The 13,021-nt window shown below is 52.4% G+C and carries 12 protein-coding genes and 1 pseudogene; all 13 read left to right on the top strand.

The genetic code is table 11. The features are described 5' to 3' along the window. Positions 1-8: 8 nt before the first annotated feature. The 13 genes and pseudogenes from fabG (at position 9) to SPL01S_RS25220 (ending at position 12,549) form a co-directional block, all read left to right on the top strand. A complete protein-coding gene (fabG, locus tag SPL01S_RS09530; protein ID WP_063199171.1) occupies positions 9-743 on the top strand; it encodes a 3-oxoacyl-ACP reductase FabG in 735 nt (244 codons plus the stop codon). Positions 744-897: 154 nt separating this feature from the next. Next, positions 898-1,134, top strand: coding sequence for an acyl carrier protein (acpP, locus tag SPL01S_RS09525; RefSeq protein WP_004719003.1), 237 nt, complete (start codon positions 898-900; stop codon positions 1,132-1,134). 82 nt (positions 1,135-1,216) lie between these two features. Further along, positions 1,217-2,458, top strand: a complete 1,242-nt coding sequence (gene fabF / locus SPL01S_RS09520) for a beta-ketoacyl-ACP synthase II (protein WP_013812437.1) — start codon at positions 1,217-1,219, stop codon at positions 2,456-2,458. A gap of 182 nt (positions 2,459-2,640) precedes the next feature. Beyond that, positions 2,641-3,357 carry an SDR family oxidoreductase gene (locus SPL01S_RS09515; RefSeq protein WP_063199168.1) on the top strand — a complete coding sequence of 239 codons (717 nt, stop codon included), beginning with the start codon at positions 2,641-2,643 and terminating at the stop codon, positions 3,355-3,357. Positions 3,358-3,386: 29 nt separating this feature from the next. Next, positions 3,387-4,184 (top strand): aminodeoxychorismate lyase, encoded by a 798-nt coding sequence (pabC, locus tag SPL01S_RS09510; protein ID WP_063199163.1) that lies wholly within the window; start codon positions 3,387-3,389, stop codon positions 4,182-4,184. Positions 4,185-4,197: 13 nt separating this feature from the next. Further along, complete coding sequence (gene mltG / locus SPL01S_RS09505) at positions 4,198-5,223, top strand: endolytic transglycosylase MltG (protein ID WP_004943051.1); 1,026 nt, start codon at positions 4,198-4,200, stop codon at positions 5,221-5,223. Further along, entirely contained in the window at positions 5,213-5,848 is a 636-nt protein-coding gene (tmk, locus tag SPL01S_RS09500; protein WP_006324672.1) for a dTMP kinase, read from the top strand. The genes mltG and tmk overlap by 11 nt, the downstream gene beginning before the upstream one ends. After that, a complete protein-coding gene (gene holB / locus SPL01S_RS09495) occupies positions 5,848-6,855 on the top strand; it encodes a DNA polymerase III subunit delta' (protein ID WP_063199160.1) in 1,008 nt (335 codons plus the stop codon). The genes tmk and holB overlap by 1 nt, the downstream gene beginning before the upstream one ends. A 14-nt stretch (positions 6,856-6,869) precedes the next feature. Beyond that, positions 6,870-7,646, top strand: coding sequence for a metal-dependent hydrolase (locus tag SPL01S_RS09490; protein WP_004943056.1), 777 nt, complete (start codon positions 6,870-6,872; stop codon positions 7,644-7,646). Between the two features lie 336 nt (positions 7,647-7,982). Then, positions 7,983-9,416 carry a PTS glucose transporter subunit IIBC gene (ptsG, locus tag SPL01S_RS09485; protein WP_013812442.1) on the top strand — a complete coding sequence of 478 codons (1,434 nt, stop codon included), beginning with the start codon at positions 7,983-7,985 and terminating at the stop codon, positions 9,414-9,416. Positions 9,417-9,612: 196 nt separating this feature from the next. Beyond that, positions 9,613-10,242, top strand: a pseudogene (locus SPL01S_RS09480) (phage terminase large subunit family protein); the annotation flags it as partial. Continuing rightward, positions 10,243-11,280, top strand: coding sequence for a phage portal protein (locus SPL01S_RS09475; protein WP_063199155.1), 1,038 nt, complete (start codon positions 10,243-10,245; stop codon positions 11,278-11,280). Between the two features lie 393 nt (positions 11,281-11,673). Next, positions 11,674-12,549, top strand: coding sequence for a hypothetical protein (locus tag SPL01S_RS25220; protein ID WP_073972041.1), 876 nt, complete (start codon positions 11,674-11,676; stop codon positions 12,547-12,549). The last annotated feature ends 472 nt before the right edge of the window (positions 12,550-13,021 follow it).

Genomic DNA, 13,021 nt, shown 5'->3' with positions numbered 1-13,021 from the left:
GGAAAATAATGAGCTTCGAAGGTAAAGTTGTTCTGGTCACCGGCGCTAGCCGGGGTATTGGCCGGGCTATTGCAGAATCGTTTGTGGCACGTGGCGCCAAAGTGATCGGCACCGCCACCAGTGAAAGCGGCGCTGAGGCTATCAGCAGCTATCTGGGTGCAAGCGGCAAAGGGTTTACGCTGAACGTTGTTGATGCTCAATCTATCGACAGCGTTCTGGCATCTATTCGTGCTGAATTTGGCGAAATCGACATTTTAGTGAATAATGCCGGCATTACGCGTGATAACCTGCTGATGCGCATGAAGGATGATGAGTGGCAGGATATCCTGGACACCAATCTGACTTCCGTATTCCGTCTGTCAAAAGCGGTAATGCGAGCTATGATGAAAAAGCGGTTTGGCCGGATCATCACCATCGGTTCCGTAGTTGGCACCATGGGCAACGCAGGGCAGGCTAATTACGCGGCGGCTAAAGCCGGTTTGATTGGTTTTAGTAAGTCTTTGGCACGTGAAGTTGCTTCGCGTGGCATTACGGTCAACGTCGTGGCACCTGGTTTTATTGAGACGGACATGACACGGGCGTTGACAGATGATCAACGTGCAGGCATTTTGTCATCAGTTCCAGCCAATCGGCTGGGGGATGCTAAAGAAATCGCCAGCGCTGTTGCTTTTTTAGCCTCTGATGAGGCTGGCTACATCACCGGTGAAACGTTACATGTCAATGGCGGCATGTACATGATTTAAAAAATGCGAAAACTATTTGCGTTATTTGGGGTAAAAACCGCAAAATAGCGTAAAATCGTGGTTTGACCAGCCGGGATTTAGTTGCATCTTTTTCAACATTTTATACACTACGAAAACCATCGCGAAAGCGAGTTTTGATAGGAAATTTAAGAGTATGAGCACTATCGAAGAACGCGTTAAGAAAATCATTGTTGAGCAACTGGGTGTTAAACAGGAAGAGGTTTTAAATAACGCTTCTTTCGTTGAAGATCTGGGCGCTGATTCTCTTGACACCGTTGAACTGGTAATGGCACTGGAAGAAGAATTCGATACCGAGATTCCAGACGAAGAAGCTGAGAAAATCACTACTGTTCAGGCAGCTATTGATTTCATCAACGCTAGCCAGCAGTAAGAGAACATATCTAGGCGGTCACTCGACCGCCTAAGTTTTTTCTATCCCTAGTGTCATATTTTTCCCTCCTTGGAGGACAAACGTGTCTAAGCGTCGAGTAGTTGTGACCGGACTGGGCATGTTGTCTCCTGTCGGCAATACTGTAGAGTCCACGTGGAACGCTCTTCTTGCCGGTCAGAGTGGCATCAGCCTGATCGACCATTTCGATACCACTGCCTATGCGACCAAGTTTGCTGGCCTGGTAAAGAATTTTAATTCAGAGGATTTCATCTCGCGCAAAGATGCGCGCAAGATGGATGCCTTCATCCAGTACGGAATCGCTGCCGGCATGCAAGCCATGCAGGATGCGGGTCTGGATATCACCGAGGCTAACGCCAGCCGCATTGGCGCCGCTATCGGCTCCGGTATCGGCGGCCTGGGTTTGATTGAAGAAAACCACAGTTCACTGGTTAACGGTGGCCCACGGAAAATCAGTCCGTTCTTTGTGCCGTCAACCATCGTGAACATGATTGCAGGCCACCTGACTATTATGTTCGGTATGCGTGGTCCGAGTATTTCCATCGCTACCGCCTGTACGTCAGGTGTGCACAACATTGGCCATGCCGCGCGTATCATTGCTTACAATGATGCCGACGTTATGCTGGCCGGTGGCGCAGAGAAAGCCAGTACTCCTTTGGGCGTTGGCGGTTTCGGCGCAGCGCGCGCGCTGTCGACCCGCAACGAAAACCCACAAGCGGCCAGCCGCCCATGGGATAAAGACCGTGACGGTTTCGTCCTGGGTGACGGTGCCGGCATGATGGTGCTGGAAGAGTACGAACACGCCAAGAAACGCGGCGCCAAGATTTACGCTGAAATTGTCGGCTTTGGGATGAGCAGCGATGCCTATCACATGACGTCGCCGCCGGAAAACGGTGCGGGCGCGGCGCTGGCAATGGAAAATGCTTTGCTTGACGCAGGTGTGACTACGTCACAAATCGGGTATATCAATGCGCACGGCACTTCCACGCCGGCCGGTGATACCGCCGAAACCCAGGCAGTGAAGTCGGTATTTGGCAGCGATGCAAAGCGCGTGATGGTCAGTTCGACCAAATCGATGACCGGCCACCTGTTAGGTGCGGCAGGCGCGATTGAATCGATCTTCACCGTGCTGGCATTGCGTGATCAAGCGGTTCCACCAACCATCAACTTGGATAACCCGGATGAAGGTTGCGATCTGGACTTCGTTCCACACGAAGCGCGCCAGGTAAGCGATTTACAGTATACGCTGTGTAACTCCTTCGGTTTCGGCGGTACTAACGGTTCGCTGATCTTCCGCAAGGTGTGACGTGTCTGCTGGCAGACTGTAAAAAACCCGCTTTCGAGCGGGTTTTTTTATGGGTTGTTTACAAGTGAAAAGATGAGTTCCGCACTTTTTTGGCTGAAAAATTAATGGAATAGGCTTTACTGGTGGCAGGTTGCCGGCAAAAGTCGGAGTAAATCCATGGTTAGACAAGCAGGAGAAAGTGTATGTTGAGCGGAAAACGTGCGTTGGTTACGGGGGGCGGGCGCGATTTTGGGCAAGCCGTGTCGGTCTGGCTGGCGCGTGAGGGCGTCGACGTGGATATCTGTGCCCGACAACTCAGCAGCGCAAAGGAAACTCAAAACATCATACGAGCCGAAGGTGGACGGGCGCAGGCTTACCAGTGCGATATTGCCGATCCGGCTTCACTTACGGCGTTTGTCGATCAACTGTTGCAGGACGACAGGCCGATCGACATTCTGGTTTTGAGCGCCGCCCAATGGCTGGAGGGGGGGCTGGAGAGCAAAGATGATGCCGATGTCATCAGTACCATCAATTCCGGGCTGACGGGGAATATTTTACTGACCCGCGCACTCTTGCCCAGCCTGCGGCTTTCGGCCGGGGCTGATATTATGGTGATGGTATCTGTGTGCGGTATACCTCAGTTCATCCAGTCGAGTGCCCACCCGGCGTTTTTTGCCGCCAAGCAGGGGATCGGGGGCTTTTGCCACAACATCGCGCACCACCTGGCAGCGGAAAACATTCGGGTGACGGGTTTCTATCCGCCGGATTTTGAAATGAGCGGCCTGGATGACGAGCCAACAGAACAATCGGAGCAACCCGTGCTGAACGCACGTTCGATCTGGGAAACGATGCGTTTTGTGTTGCAGCAGCCGCGCAGTTGCCACATTAACGCCATCCACTTCCAGGGGCCTTGCCGCTAGCGCCGGCATAACGAGGAGAGTGTGGAAATATGTACTGGATTAACGGACAACAGCACGATGCGTTAGCGCCAAGCGATCGCGGTTTGCAGTTCGGTGATGGCTGTTTCACCACTGCCCGGGTTATCGACGGCAGAATCGAGCTGCTTCCCTGGCATATCGAACGCCTGCAACAGGCAGCGCAGCGGCTGATGATGCCGCTCACTGATTGGGGCGCTCTTGAAAGTGAAATGGCGCGTGCGGCAGAATCTATCCCGCTCGGCGTGGTCAAAGCGATACTGACGCGCGGCAGCGGCGGACGAGGTTACAGCCCGCAGGGGTGTGAAAATCCTACGCGCATTGTCTCTCGCAGCGCTTATCCCACGCACTACCTGTCGTGGCGTGAACAGGGCATCAGCCTGGCGCTCAGCCCGGTGGCTCTGGCGCGTAATCCGTTGCTTGCGGGGCTTAAGCATCTGAACCGTCTGGAGCAAGTGTTGATCCGCGCGCATCTTGACCAGACGGCCGCCGACGAGGCGCTGGTGCTTGACACTGCCGGTATGCTGGTGGAATGCTGTGCGGCTAATTTATTCTGGCGTAAAGGAAATGCGGTATTTACGCCCGATCTGAGCCAGGCCGGCGTGGCTGGGTTGATGCGTCGCAGAGTGATTGAGCTGCTGGCGGGCAGTGAATATTCGCTGCATTGCGTCAGTGAGCCGTTGGCCACTCTTGCCGACGCCGAAGAAGTGCTGGTGAGTAACGCGCTGATGCCGTTGCTGCCGGTAAATACAGCGCAATCATGGCGTTATCACTCACGCCAACTCTATGATTTTTTGCGTCCACACTGTTAACGATGGCTGATTGATGAAGAAAAGAAAGCTGAAGGTCGTTTCTCTTATTGTTGTTCTGGTATTGGCCCTGCTGTGCTGGGGTTACCAGAAAGTTGAACGCTTTGCTGATACGCCATTGGCGATCCAGCAGGAAGCCATTTTTAAACTGCCGGCGGGTACCGGGCGGGTAGCACTGGAAGGCTTGCTGGTACGCGACAAGCTGATCCGCAACGGTGCCTGGTTCCCGTGGTTGCTGCGCCTGGAGCCGCAACTGGCAGAGTTCAAGGCCGGTACTTACCGCTTTACGCCGGGAATGACGGTGCGCCAGATGCTCAAACTGCTGGCCAGCGGTAAAGAGGCACAGTTCAGCGCACGTTTTATCGAAGGTTCGCGCCTGCGTGACTGGCTGTTGGTGCTGCAGCAGTCGAAATACCTCAAACATACGCTGGCGGGCAAAAGCGAAGCGGAAATCGCCGTGGCGCTGGGCCTGCCGGAGGACACTCATCCGGAAGGGCGCCTGTACCCGGATACCTATCTGTATACTGCCGGCATGAGCGATATCGCGTTGCTTAAGCGTGCCCATCTGCGCATGATCAAGACGCTGGAAGCCGCCTGGCAAAGCCGCGATACCAGTTTGCCCTACAAGACGCCGGAAGATTTGCTGACTATGGCTTCAATAGTCGAGAAAGAAACCGCCGTGCCGGAAGAGCGCACCAAGGTGGCTTCGGTATTTATTAACCGCCTGCGTATTGGCATGCGCCTGCAAACTGACCCAACGGTGATCTACGGCATGGGCGACGCCTATAATGGCAATATTACCCGTAAAGATCTGGAAACGCCGACGCCGTACAACACTTATGTGATCAGCGGCCTGCCGCCGACACCGATCGCCATGCCGGGCCAGGCTTCTTTGGAAGCCGCCGCCAATCCGGCGAAGACGCCTTATTTGTACTTTGTCGCCGACGGCAAGGGCGGCCACCAGTTTACCACTAACCTGGCAAGCCATAATCAGGCGGTGCGCGCCTATCGCCAGGTGCTTAAGGAAAAGAATGAAAAGTAAATTCGTGGTTATCGAAGGGCTTGAGGGCGCGGGGAAAACCACCGCGCGCGATACCGTGGTCAACGTACTGCGCGAGCACGGCATTAACGACATTGTCTTTACTCGCGAACCCGGCGGCACTCCGCTGGCGGAAAAGCTGCGGGATCTGTTCAAACGCGGCATAGACGGCGAACTGCCGACCATCAAAGCCGAAGTGCTGATGCTGTATGCAGCCCGCGTGCAATTGGTAGAAACCGTCATCAAACCGGCGCTGGCGCGTGGTGCCTGGGTGGTCGGCGATCGTCACGATTTGTCATCGCAGGCCTATCAGGGCGGTGGTCGTGGTGTAGATCAACAACTGATGGCTTCACTGCGTGACACTGTCTTGGGGGATTTCCGCCCGGACCTGACGGTTTATCTGGATCTGCCGCCGCTGGTTGGCCTGCAACGTGCCCGTGCACGCGGCGAGCTGGATCGTATTGAGCAGGAAGCGCTGCCGTTCTTTGAACGCACCCGCTCGCGCTATCTGGAGTTGGCGGCGCAGGACGATTCTATCGTCACCGTCGACGCTTCCCAATCGCTGGAACAGGTGACGGCGGCTATCCGCCGTTGCCTCAGCCAATGGCTACAGCAGGAAGGCGTGTAATGAACTGGTACCCGTGGCTGAACACGCCTTACCGTCAGTTGGTCGGGCAATATGCCGCAGGCCGTGGTCACCATGCGCTGCTGTTGCATGCTGCCGCCGGCAATGGCGACGAGGCGCTGGCCTATGGCCTGAGCCGCTGGTTGATTTGTCAACGGCATAACGGCGAGAAAAGCTGCGGCGAGTGCCACAGCTGCCGGCTTATGCTGGCGGGCAACCATCCGGACTATCACGTATTGACGCCGGAGAAGGGCAAAAGCAGTCTGGGGATTGAACCTATCCGCCAGGTGATCGAAACCCTTTATTCCCACGCCCAGCAGGGTGGCGCCAAGGTTATTTGGTTGCCACAGGCGGAGCTGCTGACTGAAGCGGCAGCCAATGCCCTGTTGAAAACGCTGGAAGAGCCGCCGGAAAAAACCTATTTCCTGTTGAGCTGCCGCGAGCCTTCACGGCTGCTGGCGACATTGCGCAGTCGCTGTTTCTATTGGCATCTCGCCAGCCCGGATGAACAGCTCAGTTTGCAGTGGTTAAACCGGCAAGTGCCGGGCAACCCGGTGGATCTCCTCACTGCGCTGCGGCTGCATGACGGTGCGCCGCTGGCGGCCGAACAACTGTTGCAACCCGAGCGTTGGCAGCAGCGCGGCGCTTTGTGCGCAGCACTGAATGCCGCCTTGCCGCAGCATGACATGCTGTCGCTGTTGCCGGTGCTGAATCACGAAGACGTGGCGGAGCGGCTGCACTGGCTATGCGCATTGCTGGTGGATGCCATGAAGTGGCAGCAGGGCGCGGCGAGCTTTGCGCTTAATCAGGATCAGCAACCGCTGGTACAGCAATTGGCCAGCCAACTGAGCGGCACCTCGCTGCAGCAAGTGGTACAGCAATGGCTTAACTGTCGCCATCAGTTGCTTAACGTAACCGGCGTCAATCGCGAGCTGCTGCTGACCGAACGATTACTCAGTTGGGAGCAGATGCTCGGCGCTACCGGCTATTCTCATCCTCATTCGTTGTAAAAGAGTTAACTATTATGTTGTTAGTAGATTCGCATTGTCATCTTGATGGCCTGGATTACCAAACGCTGCACCAAAACGTGGATGACGCCCTGGCAAAAGCCAAGGCGCGCGATGTCGGTTACGTACTGGCAGTCGCCACCACTTTGCCGGGTTATCAGGCCATGACGCAGTTGATCGGCCCGCGCGATGACGTGGCGTTTTCCTGCGGCGTTCACCCGCTCAATCTTGAGGGCGGTTACGATTACGCAGAGCTGCGTCGTTTGGCGGCGGCAGATCAGGTGGTGGCGCTGGGAGAAACCGGGCTGGATTACTTCTATCAGAAAGACAATCTCGAGCTGCAGCAAGCGTCATTCCGTGAGCATATCCGCATTGGTCGTGCGCTGAATAAACCGGTGATCGTGCATACCCGCGACGCGCGTGAAGATACGCTGGCGATCCTGCGTGAGGAGAATTCGCAGGACTGCGGCGGCGTGCTGCACTGTTTTACCGAAGATATCGCCACCGCAGAAGCGTTGCTGGATCTGGGGTTCTATATTTCCTTCTCCGGCATTTTGACCTTCCGCAATGCGGAGCAACTGCGCGAGGTGGCGCGCTACGTGCCGCTTGATCGCATTCTGGTGGAGACCGATTCGCCGTACCTTGCCCCGGTGCCGCATCGCGGCAAAGAAAACCAACCTGCCTACGTGCGTGATGTGGCTGAATACATGGCGGTATTGAAGGGCGTGAGCCTGGAAACGCTGGCCGAAACCACTACCGCCAACTTTTCACGCTTATTTCACATCGAACTATAATCCTTGGCCTAGGCTTAGCTGTAGTCATTGATGTTGGGATTTTTTTTAAGCTCGTAATTAATCGCTGAAACGGGTAATGTTCCCACCCGTTTTATGGCGGTGGCTGGGCGTTTTTTTGTCTTTTTTGATAAAAAATGGCCGATTTAAGAAAAATACCCGGCTTTGTTCATCGAAACGTGACTGCCATCAAACATTGCGCAGGCTATTTATTTTACTCTGCGTAAAAATTCAAGGGGTGCTCAGACACCCTGAATTGCAGGGGTTTTTCTCCCCCCCTTGCAGCGCGAAGAATCGCGAGAAGTAGCAAAGCACTATTACTCAGGAGCACACTCAACTATGTTCAAGAACGCATTTGCAAACCTGCAAAAAGTAGGTAAGTCGCTAATGCTGCCGGTTTCCGTATTGCCTATCGCAGGTATTCTGCTGGGCGTCGGTTCCGCCAACTTTAGCTGGCTACCTACGGTAGTTTCTCACGTGATGGCGGAAGCCGGCGGTTCAGTTTTCGCCAACATGCCGCTGATTTTCGCTATCGGTGTTGCCCTGGGCTTCACCAATAACGATGGTGTATCTGCGTTGGCTGCGGTCGTGGCTTACGGCATCATGGTGAAAACCATGGCGGTGGTTGCACCTTTGGTTCTGCACCTGCCGGCTGAGGAAATTGCGGCTAAACACCTGGCGGATACCGGTGTGCTCGGGGGGATTATCTCCGGCTCCATCGCGGCCTATATGTTTAACCGCTTCTTCCGTATTCAGTTGCCTGAATACCTGGGCTTCTTTGCCGGTAAGCGGTTTGTGCCGATTATCTCCGGCCTGGCGGCTATCGTTCTGGGCGTAGTTCTGTCCTTCATTTGGCCGCCAATCGGTACGGCTATCCAGACCTTCTCCCAGTGGGCTGCTTATCAGAACCCGGTAGTGGCGTTTGGTATCTATGGCGTGGTTGAACGTGCGCTGGTGCCGTTTGGTCTGCACCATATCTGGAACGTACCTTTCCAAATGCAGATCGGTGAGTTCACCAACGCGGCCGGCCAGGTATTCCACGGCGATATCCCGCGTTATATGGCGGGTGACCCGACTGCGGGTAAACTGTCCGGTGGCTTCCTGTTCAAAATGTACGGTCTGCCTGCTGCCGCTATTGCCATCTGGCATTCAGCCAAGCCGGAAAACCGCGCAAAAGTCGGCGGTATCATGATCTCCGCTGCGTTGACCTCGTTCCTGACCGGTATCACCGAGCCGATCGAGTTCTCCTTCATGTTCGTTGCGCCGATCCTGTACGCAATCCACGCCATTCTGGCTGGTCTGGCGTTCCCGATCTGTATCCTGTTGGGTATGCGTGATGGCACCAGCTTCTCGCACGGTCTGATCGACTTTATCGTGCTGAGCGGTAACAGCAGCAAGATCTGGTTGTTCCCAATCGTGGGTATCATCTACGGTCTGGTGTACTACACCATCTTCCGCGTGCTGATTGCCAAACTGGATCTGAAGACGCCTGGCCGTGAAGACACCGTTTCCGAGCAGGTCGCTCAGGGCGGTTCTGAAATGTCCGCGGCTCTGGTTCAGGCCTTTGGCGGTAAAGATAACATCACCAATCTGGATGCCTGCATCACCCGTCTGCGCGTTAGCGTGGCGGACGTGAGCAAGGTTGACCAGCCTGGTCTGAAAAAACTGGGTGCTGCCGGCGTTGTTGTTGCAGGCTCAGGCGTTCAGGCTATCTTTGGTACCAAATCTGACAACCTGAAAACCGATATGGACGAATACATCCGTAATCACTAATTCAGGCTGGGGAGCTTTGAGGGAGGCGAAAGCCTCCCTTTTTTATTTGTTTTTTCATTGATTTGTAGGTGTTTTTTTATTTTTTTTATGTCCACATAAAGCCTTCAGTTAACCGCTACAGTACAAATGCCCACATCTACGAGTAACCTGATTAGCCAAAGATCAATGCAGTTTGTCCGCCGCTTTTGGGATGAAGCTGCTCCCTATTGGGGAAATGCAGCGTTGTATGGTCGACAGTGGGAGTATTGGACGGACGTTAAACCCTTCGCATTGCGCCCGGTGGCGGCGCGGGAAGTCTGGATCGGCCAGCTCTGAAAACGGTGGCAGCGCCGGCTGTGCGATCATCCTGCCACCGTTGGTTGCCGGCGGGAAGTTCCGCGTGCTGGAGCGCCATCAATGGCGCGGTATGGATTTTTCTGCACAGGCCAAAAATATCAAATCGCTGACAGAGCGCTACAACGTGACCTATATCGGCATCGATAACACCGGCCTTGGCCGTGCGGTGTCGCAACTGGTGCGCCAGTTCTTCCCGGCGGTTAACGCCATCAACTACAGCCTTGAAATGAAAACCGACTTGGTGCTGAAAGCTCGCGATGTGATCCGCTCTGGCCGCCTAGAGTTTGACGCCGGCGCGCTGGATATCGCCCAGGCGTTTATGTCCATCCGCAAGCAGATGACCGCAACGGGCCGGCGGGCAACCTATGTCACCAGCCGCGCAGAAGGCGTCAGCCACGGAGATGTGGCCTGGGCGGTTATGCACGCCTTATTCAATGAACCGCTCGAAGGGGCAACCGGTAGCAATACAGGTTTTATGGAGATTTTTTAAATGAGCAAACGCAACCGAGGCCACAAAAACACCCAGCCGATCATGCAGAAACAAAGCGGCGCGCAGCATGTTGAGGCGTTCACCTTCGGCGACCCTATCCCGATGCTGGATCGGCGTGAAATTCTGGATTATCTGGAGTGCAGCATTGTTGACCGTTGGTATGAGCTGCCGATCTCTTTCAGTGGCCTGGCGAAGACGTTCCGCGCAGCAGTGCATCACAGTTCACCGATCACCATGAAACGCAATATTTTAGTGAGCATGTTCAAGCCGCACCGGTTGCTGTCAAAGCAGGATTTTAGCCGCTATGCGCAGGATTTTATGGTGTTCGGTAACAGTTTTATTGAGGGGCGCTATAACCGGTTGGGCGGTCTGATGAAACTGGCCCCCAGCCTGGCGAAATATACCCGCCGTGGGGTAGAAACTGATTCTTACTGGTTCGTGCAATCGTGGATGGAGCCGCACCAGTTTGCGGAGGGTTCTATTTTTCACCTGATGGATCCTGACATTAACCAGGAGATTTACGGTGTTCCCGAATACCTTTCCTCGCTTAACTCCATCTGGCTTAACGAGGCGGCGACGCTGTTCCGCCGGAAATACTACCTTAACGGCAGTCATGCCGGATTTATCCTGTACATGAACGATGCTGCGCACAAGCAGGAGGATATCGATAATCTCCGAAAAGCGCTGAAAGAGTCAAAAGGGCCGGGCAATTTCCGCAATCTCTTTATGTACGCACCCGGCGGCAAACCGGATGGGTTACAACTGATCCCCCTGGCCGAGGTTGCGGCAAAGGACGAGTTTTTGAACATCAAGAACGTGACCCGTGATGATCAGCTTGTCGCCCAGCGCACGCCACCGCAACTGATGGGGATTTTGCCGAACAATACCGGTGGTTTTGGGGATGTAGAGAAAGCCGCACGGGTTTTCGCGATTAACGAGCTGGCCCCGTTACAAGAAAGGCTATGTGAACTCAACGAGTGGGCAGGGGAAGAGGTGATCAGCTTCAAGCCTTATGAATTGCTGAAATCGGATGTTTAAGCGTTTAGCTCAATAAACATACTTAATAATACTTGAACGGATAATTTTTTTTATGTTTTGAGCCAGATTTTATCTGACAGTCGACTTTTGCAGAAACCGACGTTGGTAGATATCTAGGCGGCCTCTCTTTTACCATTTTAATCCCGGAGATATAAAAAAACTGGCTAAATCCACAGTAATTATGTTGCGGCGGTTCACTTCCGTGATTAAAAGATGACCAGCTAAAGTGTCAAAAGTTAGCGTTAATTTGAAATTAGTAAGTATAATGGATACATATGTTTTTTTTCGTCAAAGCATGAAAATGAATAACTTCATGTTGTTTATTAAAATGCAAATGAACTTGCTGGTATCTGTCTCAAGCTGAGTCGTTTTATTTTTAGGAGAAAGTTAGTAATGCCAACAACGGTTCCTGATTCTTCATGGTACAAAGCTAAAAGTGCTGGTGCAGATGCTCCTTGTTCGTGTCCGTATGCCAATGTACACAAATGTTATAGATACTATGCGAGCCTAGACATGCTTGGCAAAGCTAAAATGATCACATCTATCAGTGATGAAAAAAAATCTGAATTAGAAGCATTTTGGTCAGAAACAGGTTTGGTTCCGGTAATCGCTGAAGAAGATACTGGCATCGGCGGTTCACCAGGTAGTTGGACCTCCTTTTCAAACTTCTGCCCAGAAGTCATTTTTTCCTATTTCGGTTATTACGCTAGTTATTTGGCAAAATATGTAGATGATATAGACAAAGATGCAGGGCAGAGAAGGGCTGAAAGGGAGGGTATTAAAAATAATTGGCGGTATAGTTGGGGGTTTTTAGATGCTTGCCACTTCCTTGATTGTAGTGTTTACAATCAAGTCAATATATTTAATTCGGAGAAAATTAAAGAGTTAGATAGGTTGGTGCATTCAAATATAGTAGTTCTGATTGGTCGGATGGAACAATGTCTTGAAAGCAAAGATCCTTCTGGTGTTCTTCATGCTGCTTCTAATATTTTGGAGACAATGGCTAAGGATATTCTTAATGATGCAGGTTTATCCGATCAGACTTTGGGAAGTTTTATTGGGAAGTATGAAAGAGAATCAGCTCTTCCAAAAGAGATAACAAAAGTTGTTGGTTCTATTTATGGGCTTCGCAATAAAATGCCTCTATCTGGACATGGGAATACAAAAAAACCAAATATAAGCATGCATGATGCAATAATTATTGCAGCTGCAACAAAATTCATCGTGGAAATTGAATATAGATTTAGTAAGGCTTTGCAGCGGAGCTAGCTTTTTACTGAATTCGGAGTCTATAGCACGATACTAAGTGTATTTTCTCACTCATAATCGATAGGAGTTACGTATCGAACCATCTAATAGGCGAAAGTCGGTTTTCAACATCTCTATACGCCGATTATTCATATGGTAGATGCTTAGTCGTGTGTTGTTGTGACATGTCACGAGCATTTTATTTTTATCAAAAAGGCACGTCACAAGTATGTTGAAAATAAAATTGTGACGTGGCAGGATAGTTTTTCTCCACTTGGTACGCCCTGTACCGACACTCTTATATAAAGTGTGTTTTTTATCAGCATCGACCCGGATTTTAACTAAAAAAACACTGCATATCTTAAGTGCAAAAATTCGCATACTTTTTTCATACCTAATAATCTCTCCAAGCCACATATGACAAGGCTTTGACGTTTTTTTCCTACTGCATAAAAAGTGAGTTCTCAAGTATGCAGCGCGGGGGCGGGGGGGG

This window comes from Serratia plymuthica NBRC 102599, assembly GCF_001590925.1.
Classification (GTDB): Bacteria; Pseudomonadota; Gammaproteobacteria; order Enterobacterales; family Enterobacteriaceae; genus Serratia; species Serratia plymuthica.
The sequence above is the reverse complement of the archived record's forward strand: the minus strand, read 5'-3'. Positions and strand labels throughout refer to the sequence as shown.

What these genes read in the sequence shown, in the direction of transcription:
- mltG (WP_004943051.1), top strand. Translation starts at nt 4,198, where the DNA reads ATGAAGAAAAGAAAGCTGAAGGTCGTTTCTCTTATTGTTGTTCTGGTA.
- fabG (WP_063199171.1), top strand. Translation starts at nt 9, where the DNA reads ATGAGCTTCGAAGGTAAAGTTGTTCTGGTCACCGGCGCTAGCCGGGGT.
- SPL01S_RS09475 (WP_063199155.1), top strand. Translation starts at nt 10,243, where the DNA reads ATGAGCAAACGCAACCGAGGCCACAAAAACACCCAGCCGATCATGCAG.
- SPL01S_RS09515 (WP_063199168.1), top strand. Translation starts at nt 2,641, where the DNA reads ATGTTGAGCGGAAAACGTGCGTTGGTTACGGGGGGCGGGCGCGATTTT.
- ptsG (WP_013812442.1), top strand. Translation starts at nt 7,983, where the DNA reads ATGTTCAAGAACGCATTTGCAAACCTGCAAAAAGTAGGTAAGTCGCTA.
- holB (WP_063199160.1), top strand. Translation starts at nt 5,848, where the DNA reads ATGAACTGGTACCCGTGGCTGAACACGCCTTACCGTCAGTTGGTCGGG.
- pabC (WP_063199163.1), top strand. Translation starts at nt 3,387, where the DNA reads ATGTACTGGATTAACGGACAACAGCACGATGCGTTAGCGCCAAGCGAT.
- acpP (WP_004719003.1), top strand. Translation starts at nt 898, where the DNA reads ATGAGCACTATCGAAGAACGCGTTAAGAAAATCATTGTTGAGCAACTG.
- SPL01S_RS25220 (WP_073972041.1), top strand. Translation starts at nt 11,674, where the DNA reads ATGCCAACAACGGTTCCTGATTCTTCATGGTACAAAGCTAAAAGTGCT.
- SPL01S_RS09490 (WP_004943056.1), top strand. Translation starts at nt 6,870, where the DNA reads ATGTTGTTAGTAGATTCGCATTGTCATCTTGATGGCCTGGATTACCAA.
- tmk (WP_006324672.1), top strand. Translation starts at nt 5,213, where the DNA reads ATGAAAAGTAAATTCGTGGTTATCGAAGGGCTTGAGGGCGCGGGGAAA.